Source organism: Nannocystis bainbridge, from assembly GCF_028368995.1.
Taxonomy (GTDB): Bacteria; Myxococcota_A; Polyangia; order Nannocystales; family Nannocystaceae; genus Nannocystis; species Nannocystis bainbridge.
Genome location: NZ_JAQNDL010000002.1, coordinates 1,902,483 through 1,918,250 on the forward strand (window position 1 = coordinate 1,902,483; position 15,768 = coordinate 1,918,250).

At 73.1% G+C, this 15,768-nt stretch carries 8 protein-coding genes; 5 read left to right on the top strand and 3 right to left on the bottom strand.

Translation table 11 applies throughout. The annotated features are described in order from the left end of the window. Positions 1-8 precede the first annotated feature (8 nt). Complete coding sequence (locus POL25_RS25140; protein WP_272088699.1) at positions 9-821, bottom strand: DNA-processing protein DprA; 813 nt, start codon at positions 819-821, stop codon at positions 9-11. 252 nt (positions 822-1,073) lie between these two features. On the opposite strand from POL25_RS25140, the gene POL25_RS25145 reads away from it, so the two are divergent. The 5 genes from POL25_RS25145 to POL25_RS25165 all read left to right on the top strand — a co-directional run bounded on the left by POL25_RS25145 (position 1,074) and on the right by POL25_RS25165 (position 11,424). Then, positions 1,074-1,628, top strand: a complete 555-nt coding sequence (locus POL25_RS25145) for a hypothetical protein (protein WP_272088700.1) — start codon at positions 1,074-1,076, stop codon at positions 1,626-1,628. Between the two features lie 10 nt (positions 1,629-1,638). After that, positions 1,639-2,751, top strand: a complete 1,113-nt coding sequence (locus tag POL25_RS25150) for an S-(hydroxymethyl)glutathione dehydrogenase/class III alcohol dehydrogenase (RefSeq protein ID WP_272088701.1) — start codon at positions 1,639-1,641, stop codon at positions 2,749-2,751. Positions 2,752-2,965: 214 nt separating this feature from the next. Continuing rightward, a complete protein-coding gene (locus POL25_RS25155) occupies positions 2,966-7,222 on the top strand; it encodes a serine/threonine-protein kinase (protein WP_272088794.1) in 4,257 nt (1,418 codons plus the stop codon). Positions 7,223-7,316: 94 nt separating this feature from the next. Beyond that, positions 7,317-8,153 (top strand): hypothetical protein, encoded by an 837-nt coding sequence (locus POL25_RS25160; protein WP_272088702.1) that lies wholly within the window; start codon positions 7,317-7,319, stop codon positions 8,151-8,153. 208 nt (positions 8,154-8,361) lie between these two features. Next, a complete protein-coding gene (locus POL25_RS25165; protein WP_272088703.1) occupies positions 8,362-11,424 on the top strand; it encodes an NAD(P)-binding protein in 3,063 nt (1,020 codons plus the stop codon). A gap of 158 nt (positions 11,425-11,582) precedes the next feature. Here the strand turns inward: POL25_RS25165 and POL25_RS25170 are convergent, their stop codons facing one another. Further along, positions 11,583-13,313 (bottom strand): serine/threonine protein kinase, encoded by a 1,731-nt coding sequence (locus tag POL25_RS25170; protein ID WP_272088704.1) that lies wholly within the window; start codon positions 13,311-13,313, stop codon positions 11,583-11,585. 89 nt (positions 13,314-13,402) lie between these two features. Next, a complete protein-coding gene (locus POL25_RS25175) occupies positions 13,403-15,607 on the bottom strand; it encodes a serine/threonine-protein kinase (protein WP_272088705.1) in 2,205 nt (734 codons plus the stop codon). Positions 15,608-15,768: the final 161 nt, after the last annotated feature.

Sequence of the window (15,768 nt, forward strand, 5' to 3'; positions counted from 1 at the left end):
CGGGTCGGTCAGCCGACGCGGCGGTAGCGACCGGGCGGCGATTCGACGACGAGCCCGAGGCGCTGGGCCGTCAGCAGATCGACCAGGCGCGTCAGTGGATCGGGGATGGCGTCGAGGCCCAGGCCGTGCGGTCCGGCCGCTGCGAGCGCCGCATCGAGCCAGGCGAGCTCGGGCGGGAAGCGCCGCACCGACGCGGCCTCGCCGGCGAGCCAGCGCGTGAACGCCGGGGCGAACGCGTCCGGCTCGCCCGGCAAGCCCGTGGCGCCGCGAGCCACCAGATCGGCGCAGCCAGGGCTGCCGAGCACGACCGCGAGCCGACGCTTGCGCTTCAGGGCGCACAGCCCGGTGCCGTGGCTGCCCGAGCGCGCGGCGGCCTCGACCACCAGCACCGCCGCGGCGAGCTCGACGACGACGGCGTTGCGACTGGCGAACATCGGCCGGCAGAACTCGGTGCCGGGCGGGTGACAGAACAGCAGGCCCGAGCCCGCGGCCCCGGCGATCGACCTGTACCAGGGGACATGTTGCGAGGGATAGGGCCGATCGGCGCCGCACGGCAGGACCGCCAGCTGCGGCACGCCGGCCGCCAGCGCCGCGCGGTGGGCCGCGATGTCGACGCCGATGGCGCCGCCGGAGACCAGGGCGAGGCCGGCGGCCCGCATGGCGGCGATCGTCGGCTCGAGCAACGCGAGGCGATCACGCCGCGCGGCGCGGCTGCCGACGATCGCCAGGCGCGGCGCGGGCGGCAGCTCGCCGGCGAGGAAGTAAGGGCCCGCGCTGGCGAGGCCGAGGTCGACGGGAGGGACAGGTCGCGGCGTGAACACAAGGAGAGGTCGCTGCGAGGGCGCCTTCTTTTGCACGCGGCCGCGGGCGAGCTTTGGCAGGCTCGCAGGCTTCGCGCGAACGGGCGGCTCCGCGACGCGCCCGGATCCGCGTTGCGAGCGCGTGTCCGGCCCCCTGACAGGGATGTCCCAACGGCGGGCCGCTCGCCGCGGTGAATATCTTCATAACGCCGAGATCGTTGGATTTTTCCCAGCCGTTCGGCGCGCCCGTGACGTGCATCGTCAGCCCTCGTCATGGCTCGCCACGCCCGACTCCTCGTCACGCTCCTCGCGCTCGTACCTGCCTGCGCGGAGGCCACCGCCGGCGACTACGTCCAGGAAGGCGGCGACAGCTCCGCCACCGGCGATCCCGGCGAGGGCAGCGGCGGCGGGATGATGGAGCCGCTGCCGCGCCATCTGCTCGAGTGCGAGCTGGCGGCGCCGTGCGAGTTCCCGTTCCTCGGCTTCGACTTCGACAAGAGCCTGACGCCGCCGGGCTTCAGCCCCAGTGATCTCTGCGTGTTCACCAGCCTCGCGCGCGGCGAGCCGGGCCTCATCGAGACGGTCGCCGAGTTCAGCGACGCGACCGCGCGGCTCGACTACGCGGTGGTCGGTCCGGGCGTCGCGCTGCGCCAGGCGTCGGGCGAGAGCGACGCGGGCGGCCGCTGGCTGAAGGGCGTGTTCCGCTGCGAGCTGCAGCCCAGCGCCTGGTTCACCGCGTGCCTGCAGGCGCCCTCCGCGGACTGCCTCGACCCCGAGCAGTGGGTCGTGGACTGCGAGCCTCTCGACAACCTGGTCTGCCCGGGCTAATCGTCAGCGGGTGAAGGTCAAGGCTGCAGTCGCTCACCGGGCCGGCGCGCCCCTCTCGATCGAGACCGTCGATCTCGAAGGACCACGCGCCGGCGAAGTTTTGCTCGAGATCAAGGCGACGGGGGTGTGCCACACCGACGCCTTCACCCTGTCCGGCAAGGACCCGGAGGGCCTGTTCCCGACCATCCTCGGCCACGAAGGCGCCGGCGTGGTGGTCGACGTCGGCCCCGGCGTGACCTCCGTGAAGAAGGGCGATCACGCGATCCCGCTCTACACGCCCGAGTGTCGCCAGTGCAAGTTCTGCCTGTCCGAAAGGACCAATCTGTGTCAGGCGATCCGGTCGACCCAGGGCCAGGGCCTGATGCCCGACGGCACCAGCCGGTTCTCGATCGGCGGCAAGCCCCTGTTCCACTACATGGGCTGCTCGACGTTCGCCAACTACACGGTGCTGCCCGAGATCGCGGTCGCCAAGATCCGCGAGGACGCCCCGTTCGACAAGGTCTGCTACATCGGCTGCGGCGTGACGACCGGCGTCGGCGCGGTCATCAACACCGCCAAGGTCCGCCCGGGTGACAACGTCGTGGTGTTCGGCCTCGGCGGCATCGGCCTCAACGTGATCCAGGGCGCGCGTCTGGCCGGCGCCAACATGATCGTCGGCGTCGACCTCAACCCCGCGCGCAAGGACATCGCCGAGCGGTTCGGCATGACCCACTTCGTCGACGCCAGCCAGGTGCCCGGCGGCGAGCTCGTGGCCCACATCGTCAACCTCACCGGCGGCGGCGCCGACTTCTCGTTCGAGTGCGTCGGCAACGTCCACGTCATGCGCCAGGCGCTCGAGTGCTGTCACAAGGGCTGGGGCACCTCGGTGATCATCGGCGTGGCGGGCGCGGGCGAAGAGATCAGCACGCGGCCGTTCCAGCTGGTCACCGGGCGGGTGTGGAAGGGCTCGGCGTTCGGCGGGGCCAAGGGCCGGCGCGACGTGCCGAAGATCGTCGACTGGTACATGGACAAGAAGATCAACATCGACGACCTCATCACCCACGTGCTCCCGGTCGAGAAGATCAACGACGCCTTCGACCTGATGCACCACGGTGACTCGATCCGCACCGTCGTCACCTTCTGAGCCGCCGCGCGGCCCCGGCCGGAGCGGTCACGGACGGCCCCCCGCGGGGCCGTTTTCGCGTTTCGAGCGGACGTCCGACAGCGGTCCGCCCGCCCTGCACCGCCGCCGCGCGCGGGGGTGATCCGGCGCGCGGAGGTGGGTGGGCCCGCAAGTCTCACGGGCTCGCCGCTGCGGGTGAAACTCGCGGGCTGCTACACTGCGCGCGCTCGTGCCCATGACGCCGCAGATCTTCGGCCGCTACGCGCTGATCGAGCAGATCGGCGAGGGAGGCATGGCCGACGTGTTCCTCGCCGAGGCCGGCGTCGCCGAGGGCCTGAAGAAGCGCGTCGTCATCAAGAAGATCCGCAGCGACGTCGCCGACCAGCCCGAGTTCATGCGGATGTTCGTCGCCGAGGCGGAGGTCGCCCTCGGCCTCAACCACGCCAACATCGTCCAGGTGTTCGACTTCGGCCGCGTCGGCGGGGCCTTTTACCTCGCCATGGAGTTGGTCGAGGGCGTCGACTTGATGCGCATGGTCCGGCTGGTCGGCCAGCGCGGCGAGCGGGTGCCGATCGTCATCGCCGCGTACATCGCCCACCAGGTCGCGGCCGGCCTCGCCTACGCGCACGCCAAGCGCGACGACTTCGGCCGCCCGCTGGCGATCGTCCACCGCGACATCAGCCCGCACAACATCATGCTGAGCCTCGCCGGCACGGTGAAGATCCTCGACTTCGGCATCGCTCGCACCGCCGCCAAGGCGCGCCGCGACGGCGGCGCCGAGGACAGCACGATCCAGGGCAAGATCGCGTACATGTCGCCCGAGCAGGCCAACGGCTGGCCGCTCGACGCCCGCTCCGACATCTACTCGCTCGGCGTGGTCCTCTACGAGCTGCTGACCGGCGAGCTGGTGTTCCGCGACGCCGACCGCATGGCCGCGCTCGAGCAGGTCCGCACGCGCCCGCTGCCGCCGCTGCGCCGCGTCGCGCCCGAGGTGCCCGAGGTGCTGGCCGCGGTGGTCGACCGCGCCCTCGCGCGCGAGCCGGCCGAGCGGTGGGACAGCGCGCGCGCCATGCAGAGCGCGCTGGCGGCGTTTCTTCACCGCGCCGATCCGGTCGTCGACGACGAGGTGCTGTCGGCCTTCGTCGCCGCGCGCGTGCCAGAGCAACTGTACGACCGCGGCTCGGGCGACGCCGAGGTCACGCGCGAGCTCGAGGGCTCGCAGTCGCAGCTGCACGCGCCGCCGCGGCCCGAGGTGCGGCGCGTCGTGCTGCTCAAGGCCGCGCTGGCGCCGGCGCTCGGCGTCGAGGATCCGCTCGAGCCGGCCCGGTTCTTCGCGCTGGCCCGCGACATCGCCTACAAGCGCGACGCCCAGGTGAGCGAGCTCGGGGCGCGCGGCCTCTTGCTCGTGTTCGGCGCCGTGCTCGATCCCGGCGACGTCGACGAGGCGGCGCTGCGGGCCGCGCTGGCCCTGCGCGAGGCGGCCAGCGAGGCGGCGCCCGGGCACCAGATCGGCGTGGTCCTGGCCGCCGCGCCCTTGCCGATCCGACATGTCCCTTCGGGCATGCCCGCGGTCGAGGTCGGCCACGATCTGCGGCGTCACCTGCAGACGATGGCCGACGGCGTGCTCGACGGGCCGGTGCTGGTCGCCGGCGATCTGGCGGCGCGGCTGGCCGGGTCGTGGCAGTTCGGGCCGCCGCGGGCGATCGAGGTCGTGCGCCCGCGTCGCGCCGCCGACCTCACCGGCGGCGTGCTGCCGCCGTGGGCCAGCGCGCTCGCGCAGGCGGTGCCGCTGCTCGGGCCGGTGGTCGCGCCGCGGCTCGTGACCGTCGGCGGGCGCCAGCCGCTGTACGGCCGCGAGCTCGAGCTCAAGCTGCTGCGCGACAGCTTCGCCGAGGCGATCCGGGCCCGGGTCGCGCGCACGGTGCTGGTCGTCGGCGGCCCGGGGATCGGCAAGCGCGCCCTGCTCGACCGCTTCCTCGCCGCCCTGCCCCGCGGCGGCTGCGTGGTCCTGCGCGCGCGCGGCCAGTGGCGCCGCCGCAACGTCCCGTTCGGGGTGTTCCAGGAGATGCTGCGGCAGTTCCTCGACGCCGGCCCGGAGACCACCACGGCCGACATCGAGTCGCGCCTGGCCAGCGAGCGGGTGGTCGGCGCCGGCGAGCTGGCGCAGGCGCTCGCGCGCGCGCTCGGCGTGTCCCCCGGGACAGGTCTCAACGTACATGTCCGAACGGACAGCGACGGCGCCGGCGATCCGCGGTCGCGGCGCGAGCGGCTGTGGCGACCGATCCGCCGCCTGATCCGCGCCCTCGCCCAGCGCCGGCCGGTGCTGATGGTGGTCGAGGACCTCCACTTCGTCGACGCTCACAGCCTCGGCCTGCTGCACGAGTGGCTGCAGGAGCCGCACAGCCTGCCGCTCATGGGCCTCGCCACCGCCCGCCCCGGCCCGCGCGCCGACGAGCTGCGGGCGCTGCCGGGCGTGCACGCGATCGAGCTGCGCGAGCTCGACGACCACGCCCGCCGCGAGCTGGTGGTCCGCCGCTTCGACGACCCCGCCGAGGCCGAGGAGCTGGCCGCGGCGATCGTCGCGCGCACCGGCGGCAACCCGCTGTTCATCGAGGAGACCCTGGCCGAGCTGCTGCGCCGCGGCGTGGTCGGCCCCGGCGACGACGGTCGGATGTGGCGCGTGCACCAGCGCGGCGCTCGCATCGAGGTCCCGCCGAGCGTCGAGGACGCGCTGCTGGCCCGCCTCGACGCGCTCGACCCCGAGGCGCGCGCGCTGATCGACGGCGCGGCCGTGCTTGGCCTGACCTTTCGGACAGGTGAACTCGCGGCCCTGCTGCAGCGCCCGCAGGCCGAGCTCGTCGAACCTCTGGCCGCGCTGGTCGACGCCGGCCTGCTCGAGCGCCCGCCGCTGCCGGCCGGCACGCCCGCGGCGGCCCGGTTCGCCACCCTCAGCCTGCACGAGGTCGCCCGCGGCAACCTGTCCTCGGGGACATGCGAGGGCATGCACGCGCGGGCCGCCGAGCTCAAGGCGGCCCGCGCCGACTACCAGCCCGGGCGCGACGACGGCCCGATCGCCGATCACTGGGCCCAGGCGCGCCGGCCCGAGGCGGCGATCGAGCCGGCCCTGCGCGCGGCCCGGTTCGCCCGCGACGTCGCCGGCAACGTCGAGGCCTACTACTACCTGTCGCTGGCGCTGCGCTCGATGCGGCCCGAGGCCGATCCGCGGGCCTGGGACGCGCTGCGCGAGCGCGAGGCGATCCTGGCCGCGTGGGGCCGCCGGCGGGCCCAGGGCGCCGATCTTCGGGCGCTCTTGCGGCTCGCGCTCGGCACCAACGAGCGCGAGGTGTTCGCGCTCGGCCGCCTGCTCCGCTTCTACCTCGACTGTGGGCGCATCCAGCGGGCCCAACAATTGTTCCCGCGCCTGGCCCGTCAGACCGAGGCCCTGCCCGACGCCGACCCGCACCGCGGCCTCGTCGGCGAGCTCGGCTCGGCGCTGATGCTGGCGCGCGACCGGCCCGAGGAGGCCGAGCGCCTCGCCGCCGCCGGCCTGGCCCACTGCCCGCCCGAGGCCGCCGCCCAGCGCTGCCGCCTCCACGCCGCGTTGGGCCGGGCTCAGCTCGCGCAGGGTCGGCTGGCCGAGGCGGTGGTCAACTTCGAGGCCACGCTGCACCTGGCCCAAAAGACAGGTCTCCTGCGGCTCGAGGGCGAGGCGCTCAACAGCCTCGGCGAGGTCGCCGGCCGCGGCACCCGCTATCAGGAGGCGGTCGACTACTTCCGCGCCGCGCTGCAGGTCGACCGCGACCTCGGCGACCGGGCGGCGACCGGCACCAAGCTGGCCAACCTCGGCATCGTCTACACCGCGATCGGCCTCTATCGCCGCGCCGAACGCTACCTCCGCAAGGCGCTCGAGCTGCACGAGGCGATCGGTCACCCCGGCCTGCTGCTCGAGGTCGTCGTCAACCTCGGCGAGGTCTCGGCCGAGCACGGCGACGTCCAGGCCGCGCGCGCGCTGCTGCTGCACGCCGCCGACATGGCCGCCGCCCGCGGCGACGCCCGCACCGAGCTGCGGGCCCGCGCCCGCCTGGCCCGCGCCCTCGTCGACGGCAGCCCGCCCGACCTCGAAGAGGCCCGGGTCCTCGCCGAAGCCGTGCTGGCCCGCGCCCGCGGCCTCGGCCTGCGCACCGCCACCTGTCGCGCGCTGCATGTCCTTTCGCGCCTGTCCGAACAGACAGGCGACCTCACGACCGCGCGCGCGCTCGAGGAGGAGGCGGTCGAGCTGGTCCGCGCCGGCGCGGCCCCGATCGACGGGGTGCTTTCGATCCACCACCTCGGCCACCTGCTGGCCGAGGTCCGCCCGGCCGAGTCGGCGGCCCTGCTCGCCGACGCCGCTGCTGCCGTGCGCGCCCGCCTCGAGGGCCTGCGCGACGAGGACCTGCGCCGCGGCTACCTGGCCCAGGCGAAGGTCCAGGAGATCCTCGGCGAGGCCGAGTGAGCGCCCGCGTTCGCGTCGTGAGGACATGACTGATGGGACAGGTCCGCGAGCCGGCTCTCGCGGCCGCGACCCGACTCGCCTATCCTCGGTCTGCGTGATGCGTCCCTCGGACCTGCTCGACCACGCCGAATTCTGGCGCGCCCATTACTCGTTCTGTCTGTCTCCCGCCGCCCAGCAGGCGCTCTTTCCGGGCCCCGACCAGGACACGCCGATCGAGCGCACGCCCTTCTACCTCGACCTGTTCGGCCTGACGAAGCAGGCCGCCGAGCTCCGCGTGCAGCAGATCCGCGCCGCCGGGAGCGTCGAAGCGGCGATCGAGCGCGCCCTCGCGGCCGACCCCCTGTGCGACCTCTGGCCCGAGCTTACCGACGCGATTCGGGCCGACTTCCGCGACGCCGAGGCCCGCGCGCGTGAGCCCGACGCCGCGCTCGTGCTGCGCTTCCCGGCGGGCTGGTCGATCGAGGTCCGCTACCACCCGGGCGCGGTGAAGTTCGTGCTCTCTGGACCTGGACGCAGCGCGCCGCTCCTGCTCGGCGCCGACGCTGGAGATGGATCGATGCCGATGTTGCGCTGGGAAGAGCTCGAGCTCCTCACCCGCCGGGTGCAACGGATCGACGACGCCTCGCCGAGCGACGTCGCCGGCATGAGCGGCAGAGTCCTGGCGATCGGCGCGTGCGGCTCGATCACCGACGACCCGGCGGCCGCCGAGGAGCTCGTGGCCGGCTTCTGGGGCGGTGCTCCCGACGCCGCAGCCCTCGCGCGTGAGCTCGTGCGACGGCCTCACTTTCGCTGGTCCGAGGACGCGGAGCTGGGTTGGCTGTGCGAGGGCCGCCACGGCCATCGCCAGCGCCCCGCCGTCGACCGACCCGGTTGGTCGACGCGCGAGCTGACGTTCGTGCGGTCGTTCTTCCGCGCGATCGAAGGCGCGTAGGAGCCTCGCCCCTTCGTCTTCGGCCTGCATCTCGGCGACCACCTCGATCGCAGACAATCCGAGAACTCTCGATCGACCGGTGAAACTTCCCTGCCGGTGCTTCCGTGCGCGGCAACACCGGCCGCTCCGGTTCGCGCCGTGCGAGCGGACTTTCCTCGCGTCTCGCCGCGCTGATCTGCCAGCCCACGGCGCGCCGCTGACTCCGGCGATGGTTATTCACATAAATAAGCCCGAGCGGATCGTGATCGTCGGTGGTGGCATGGCGGCCCTCACCACCGCCTTCGAGTTGACCTCGCGTCCCGACTGGCGCGAGCGCTACGACATCACCGTCTATCAGATGGGCCATCGGCTCGGCGGCAAGGGGGCCAGCGGGCGCGATCAGGAGCGCTTCGATCGCATCGAGGAGCACGGCCTCCACCTCTTCTACGGCTTCTACGACAACGCCTTCTCGGTCCTGCGCCGCTGTTACGACGAGCTCGCGCGGCCCGCCGGCGCCCCGCTGCGGACCCTCGAGGACGCGTTTCATCCCCACTCGCTGGTCGTGTTCGAGGAGCAGCGCGGCGGGCAGTGGCACCACCAGCCGCTGCTGTTCCCGCGCAATCACGAGCGCCCGGGCCTCGGCGCCGCCACCCCGACCCCGGCGGCGCTGATCCCCAAGATGCTCACCTTCCTGCTCGATCTTTTCGACGAGCAACCACTGCTCAAGAACCCCGCCGCCACTCGCAGCGATCGCGCCGCGCTGCGGCTGCTGCGGCGCGGCGTCTCCGGCCTGCTCGGCGAGCTCGGCGAGTTCCTCCAGCGCCCCGGCGACGGCCTCGTGGTCGTGCGGCGCGAGGCCTTGCTCGGCCGCCTGCTCGCGTTCTCGCGCTGGACCTGGCGCCTGTGCGCGCCGCTGCTCGCTCGCCGGCCCGACCTGCGCGTCGCCTGGACCGCCGTCGACGTCACCCTGGCGATGATCCGCGGCATGATCGCCGACCGCCTGGTCGAAGAGACAGCCGTCGACTGGCTCCGCCTCGACCACGAGGACTTCCGCGCCTGGCTGCGCCGCCACGGCGCCAGCGACGAGGCCGTCGCCGCTTCCACCGTCGCGGGCGTCTACGCCGGGGCCTACATGGCCGACCAGGAGCTCGGCGCCGGCACGGCCCTGCACTGGACGCTGCGCATGCTCTACACCTACCGCGGCGCGCTCTTCTACAAGATGCAGGCCGGCATGGGCGACGTCGTGTTCGCGCCGCTGTACCTGGTGCTGCGCGCTTGCGGCGTCAAGTTCCGCTTCTTCCACCGCGCCGACGCGCTGCGCCTGTCGGCCGATCGCAGCCGGATCGACGAGGTCGTGTTCGGGCGCCAGGTCGCCGTCAAGGGCGGCCGCGACTACGAGCCGCTCTACGACGTGAAGGGCCTGCCGTGCTGGCCGAGCGAGCCGCTCTACGACCAGCTCGAGCACGGCGACGCGCTGGCGCAGAGCGGCGAGAACCTCGAGGACTGGGGCACGCAGTGGCCCGACTCGCAGGAACCGCTGGTGCTCGCGGCCGGCCGCGATTTCGACCGCGTGCTGCTCGGCATCGGCCTCGGCGCGGTGCCGGCCCTGTGCGCCGAGATGATCGCCGACCCGAACAACCCGCGCTTCGCCGCGATGGTGCGCGCCGTCAAGACCACCCACACCGCGTCGGCGCAGCTGTGGTTCCGCGGCGACCTGGCCTCGACCGGCTGGCGCTTGCCGCCGCCGGTGATGATCCCCCACGCCATGCCGCTCGACACCTGGGCCGACATGAGCCACCTCCTGCCGCGCGAGAGCTTTCCGGGACATGTCCCTACGGCCAGCTGCGCCTACCTCACCGCGGCGATGGACGACGACGAGACGCCGCCGGTCCGCCGCGAGGACGCCGAAGGTTATTGCGCACGCCAGACCGCGCGGATCCGGACCCTGCTCGCGCAGCACCTGCGCACCAACAGCGCGCACCTGTGGCCGGCCGCGCAGAAGCCCGGCGGCGGCCTCGATCACCGCTGCCTCGTCACCACCGACGCCGGCGCCGATCCGCTCGACTGGCAGCACGTCAGCCCGTGCCTCAATCCGTCCGACCGCTACGTGCGATCGATCCGCGGCAGCACCCTCCATCGCCTCGACGCCGGCGCCTCCGGCTACGACAACCTGGTCCTGTGCGGCGACTGGACCCTCAACCCGATGAACCTCGGCTGCGTCGAGGGCGCGACGATGTCGGGCATTCGCGCGGCCCAGGTCATCAGCGGCGAGGCCATCGCCCTGCACGACGACTGGCTGGCCGCGCGCCACCCGGCCCTGCGCACGCCCGCGCGCGAGCGGCCGCGCTACATCCAGCGGGCGCTCAACGAGTCGACCTCGCCGCCGTACGAGGCGCGGGCCACCGCGATGTACGCCTCGGTCCTCGCCGCCGAACCCGAGCGCCTCGCCGACCTGTGCCAGCGTCACCTCGGCCTCAACCCCGAGCGCTGCTACCTCCCGCTCGGCCCCTCGGTGGTGTTCTACGCCCAGCACAACCACGCGCTGTCGGCCGTCGACGCGCCCGGCGTGGTCCCCGAGCGCGACTTCGGCTTCCTCGTCCCCGTCGCCGTGTGCGAGCGCCGGGCCGGCAAGCTGACGCCCGTCGGCGTCGCCGTCTACATGCCGTACCTCTGGGTCGACCTCGGCGCGGCGCTGCTCGGTGGGCGCGAGGTCCTCGGCTTCCCCAAAGGCCAGGCGACGCTCGGCTTCCCCGGCGCGCCCACCGGCGCCGTCGAGCTGCGCGTCGATGCCTGGATGCCGCCCGCGAGCGGCCGCGGCGACGCCTGGCGCGAGGAGCGGCTGATCGACGCCCGCCTCGACGACAGCGCCAGGAGCCGCGTCCGCTCGCTCGCCGACGCCCTGCGCTCCGGCTTCGACCCCTCCTGGCTGGCCAGCCGCGGCGTCGACCTGGCCGGCCAGCTCTGCCTGCTGCGCGCCATCACCATGACCCTTCGGACAGGTGGCCTGCGTATGGTGTTCCTCAAGCAGTACCGCGACGCCGCCGCCTGCGATCGCGCCTGCTACCAGGCGATCGTCGAGGCCCCGTGCACCCGCGCCGGCACCCCGCGCGTGGCGGCCCAGCTGCCCGGGGCGCTGCAGCTCCAGATCTTGCGCCGCTCCGGCCTGCTGGCGGAGCTCGGCCTGCGCACCAGCGGGGGCGACGCGGAGCGCGCCCGGGTGCCGGCGCTGGCGACGTTCTACACCGAGCTCGACTTCACGATCGGCGCGGCCGACGTGGTGTGGGCGGCCTGACGCGCCCCAGCGGGCATGCCCTTCACGACATGTCCCCGTGCCCCCTGCCTGGAGCTAGTTCTACCGCCCGCCCCACATGGCACAAGGGGCATGTCCTCTCGAACATGCCCCTTCCAACAGGCCCTTTCAGACATGCCCTTTCGGACCTGTCCGAAGCCTCAGCCGCCCATCTTCTTGAACGGATCCTTGAGCCCGAACTTGGTCCCGCTGCCCGGGTTCTCCGGCTGCGGCGTCTCGACCGGCGGCTTCTTGGCGCCGGGGTCCTTGGGCGGCTTGGTCGTCTTGGCGACGCCCTGCTTCTTGGCCTTCGGCTTGAGCGTGAACTCGAACTGCTGGCCCTCGGCGGCGTCCTTGAGCTCGATGGCCAGGTCCTCGTGCTGGGCCGCGCGCAGCAGCAGCTGGTGCGGGCCGGCCCCGGTGAGGGCCACGCCGACGGCGCCGCTCATGCCGAGGCGCGAGGTCCCGGCGGCGTCGAACACCTCGGCCGGCGTGTTGGTGGTCAGGACCACGCGCACCGGCCCGGGCGCCACCGGCGGCGCGTCGACCTTGGTCGGCGTCTCGCCCAGCGGCGGCGGCTCGACCTTCGGCGGCGCCTCGACCGGCGCCGGCCCGGCCACCACCTGCGGGGTCGGCGAGGGCATGTCCTTCGGGACAGGTTGCTCCGTCGCCTCCGCGGCGTTCATGCCGTACAGCGCCACCGCGCCGCCACCGAGCATCGCCGCGATGGCCAGGGCCACGCCGAACACCCCGCTGCGGCGGCGCGTCGGGGTCTCGACCGTCGGCAGCGTGATCGGGGCGGTGCGCGGGCGGAACTGCGTCGGCCCGGTGTTGGGTCGGCTGCGCCGCTCGGGCACCACGAGCACCGGCGCGGCGTCGGTGCCGACGTCCAGGATCGCGTCCATCAGCTCGCGCAGGCTCTGGAACCGCAGCCCGCGGTCCTTCTGCATCGCCTTGAGGATCAGCGCCTCGACCTCGGGCAGGACCCCGGCCTCGGGCGCCGCCTCGCTCGGCGCCGGCGGCTCCTCGAACATGTGCTTCGTCAGGATCCCCATGAAGTTGTCGGCCGTGAAGGGCACCTTGCCGGTCACGAGCTCGTAGAGGATCACCCCGACCGCGTACACGTCGGAGCGGTGATCGACGCGCTCGCCCTGGGCCTGCTCCGGGGACATGTACGTCGGCGTGCCGAAGATCATCCCGGTGCTGGTGAGCCGGCCCGAGCTGCCGTCCTCGGCGGTCAGCTTGGCGATGCCGAAGTCGAGCACCTTGATGAAGTCGGGGTTGCCGCTCCGCTCGATGCGGTAGCAGTTCTCCGGCTTCATGTCGCGATGGATGATGCCCTTGTCGTGCGCGGCCTGCAGCGCGCGGCAGATCTGCATCGTGATGCCGGCGACCCGCGACCACGGCAGCGGCGCCGAGCGCTTGATCGTCTCCGACAGATCCTCGCCGACCAGCATCTCCATCACGAAGAACACCGAGCCGGTCGGCGTCGCGCCGAAGTCGGTGATCTCGACGACGTTCTCGTGCCCGATCATCGAGGCCGCGCGGGCCTCTTGCAGGAAGCGCTCGACCAGCTCGCTGCGGTGCGCGAACTCGGGGTTCAGGATCTTGATCGCGCAGCGCTTCTTGATCGTGACGTGCTCGGCCTCGTAGACGGTGCCCATGCCGCCGACGCCGAGCTTGCGCAACAGGCAGTAGCGGTCGAGCAGCAGCGTGCCGGTCAGGTCGGGCGCCGCGGGCATCACTGGCAGCGCCGGGTCGGACAGCGCCTCCAGCGGGCTCGCGGGCGCCGAACCGATCAGGCTCGTCAGCGATGGAACGAGCGGGCTGTCCTCAGAGACAGCCTCCGAACCGCTCCTGCCGTAGATCAACGTCGCCGCCTGTTTTGACACGTCCGCAATGCTCCGGCTGTCCGCGTGCTTACCACCTTACTGCCCGAGCCGGGTACTGGGCCGTTCGCCCCCGGACTCACGCAGGCCCGTCACTTCTTCTTGGGAAACGGGTTCTTCAGCTCGCCGATGTCACTCTCGTCGGCCTCGGACTCCGCCGGCTTTTGCTCCGGTTGAGGCGACGGGGTGGTGTCCGACGCCGGGGTCTTGGACGCGGACGGCGGCTTGGGATTCCCTCGCGGCGGCTTCACACCCGTCTTTGCATCGGCGGGCGACGGCAGCGGCGAACTCGGCGGCAGCGTCGGCGACTCGACCTCGCCCGCGGGGCTCGGCTCCACGATCGGGCTCGCTGGCGGCGCCGGAGGCGGCAGGGGTCGCATGACCACGCGTACCTTCTCGTGAGACTTGCCCGGTGCGACCTCGGTCGCCGTGTCCTGGTGATCTGCGAGGCGAAACACGTATCGGCGCAGCGGCCCCTGGGGATCGACGGCGAGCACGAACGGCGTCACGCCGAGCTCCTCGACCCCGTCGCGCAGCACCTTGGCGCCCGGCGGATCTGACTCGAAGGTCAGGTTGATGCGCTCGGGCGGCTGCGGCAGCACGGCCGGCGCGGCCACGGCCGGCGGCGCCTGCGGCTTGCGGTAGTACTGCTTGTAGAGCGTCACCGTCAGCGCCGCGCCGATGCTCGCCGCGGCCGCGACGATCAGCAGCGTCGGCGGCGCGCTGCTGGCCGCTCGCGGCGCCGGCATGAAGTTGGTGATCGGCGCTCGCGGGATCTCGCCGGTCGGCGCCCTCGTCGGCGGCGCCGCGATCCGCTCGACGTGCGTACCGTGCTGCACGATCACGCTGGGCCGCCGCTCGATCCGCCCCGACGGCGACACCGCGCGGGTGGTCGCAGCGTCGCCCGGCTCCTCGTCCGCCGATTCCGGGACCGCCGGCGGCACCGGCGTCTCCCCGCGCGCGGTGGTCGGCGCGTTGCCCTCGGCCACGCCCCACGAGCCGAGCGTCACTGTCGGCCGCCGCCCGCGCGGCGAGTTCGACGAGGTGTCGAGCTCGGCCGCCGCCCTGAGCAGGCTCAGCGCCTCACCGGCGGACTGCGGCCGCTCGTCGCGGTTCTTCGCCAGCAGCAAGCGGATGAAGCGCTCGATGTTCGGCAGATCGGGCGAGGCCGGCTCGACCTCTCGCAGGCCCGGCGGCGTGTCGAAGATCTGCGCCGACAACACCATCGCCACCGTCGCCAGCTTGAACGGCACCCGCCCGGCCAGCATCTCGAACAGGATCACGCCGAACGCGTAGAGGTCGGACCGCTCGTCGGCGTCCTGGCCCTGCGCCTGCTCGGGCGACATGTACGCGGGCGTGCCGATCAGCGCCCCGTTGGCGGTGAGGCGGGTCTTCTTGTCGCGCAGCCGGGCGATGCCGAAGTCGAGGATCTTGATCTGCACCCCGCCGTCGGGCCCGTCGCAGAGGAAGATGTTCTCGCTCTTGAGATCGCGGTGGATGATCTTGCCGGTGTGCGCCGCGTTGAGCCCGGCCAGGATCTGCGCCGCGACCTCGAGCGCCACCTGCGGCTCGAGCCGACCGCTGCGATCGATGCGCGCCGCCAGCGTCTCGCCGGTCAGGAACTCCATCGCGTAGTAAGCGGTGCCGCCGGGGATCTGGCCGTAGTCGCTGATGTCGACGATGTTCGGGTGCTTGACCCGCGACGCCACCTGGGCCTCGAGCAAGAAGCGCTTGATGATGTCGGCCTGTGTCGCGTGCTCTTGACGCAGCAGCTTGATCGCCAGCGGCTTGTCGATGATGACGTGGCGCGCCTTGTAGACCACGCCCATGCCGCCGAACCCGATCGGCTCCTCGATGCGGTAGCGCTGATCGAGCACGCGACCGACCAGCGCTTCCTCCTGCGGGGCCGCCTTGATGGACTCGCTCTTCGGCCGCGACAGCCCGCCCGCGGGGAAGAACGCGCCGTTCGGCAGCGCCTGATCGACCGGCACCGCCGCGGCCGTCGGCGCCTGCAACAGGCCCGCGACGCCGCCGCTGCTGGCCTTTGCGCCCTGCCCCTGCGGACCTGGCCCGACGGGCGGGCGCAACGCCAGCACGGTGCGCGCCGGCGAGCGGGAGTCCATCAGCGGGACCGGGGCCGGCGCCTCCGCGGGCGCACTCTCGGGCGCCCGTGCAGGGATTCGCCAGTCCTGGTTCGTGCGCCCGCTCGAGTCCTCGGCCGACAGCGGGCTGCCGTCCATCGGGCAAAAGCCTTGAGACACGGGGTACTCCGTGCCGCAGACCGGGCAGCGCTTCATGTCCGGCCCAGCCTAAGCGGGCGGCGAGGCGCGGTCAACGCAGACAGGGCCCTGCCCGAGCGCCGCCGCCGCCGCCCGCCGGGCCCCGGCGGCGCTCGCCAGGGCGCCGCGAACGTGCATCCACTGCGCTGGCGCGTGCACGTCTCCACGTGCGGCACCTC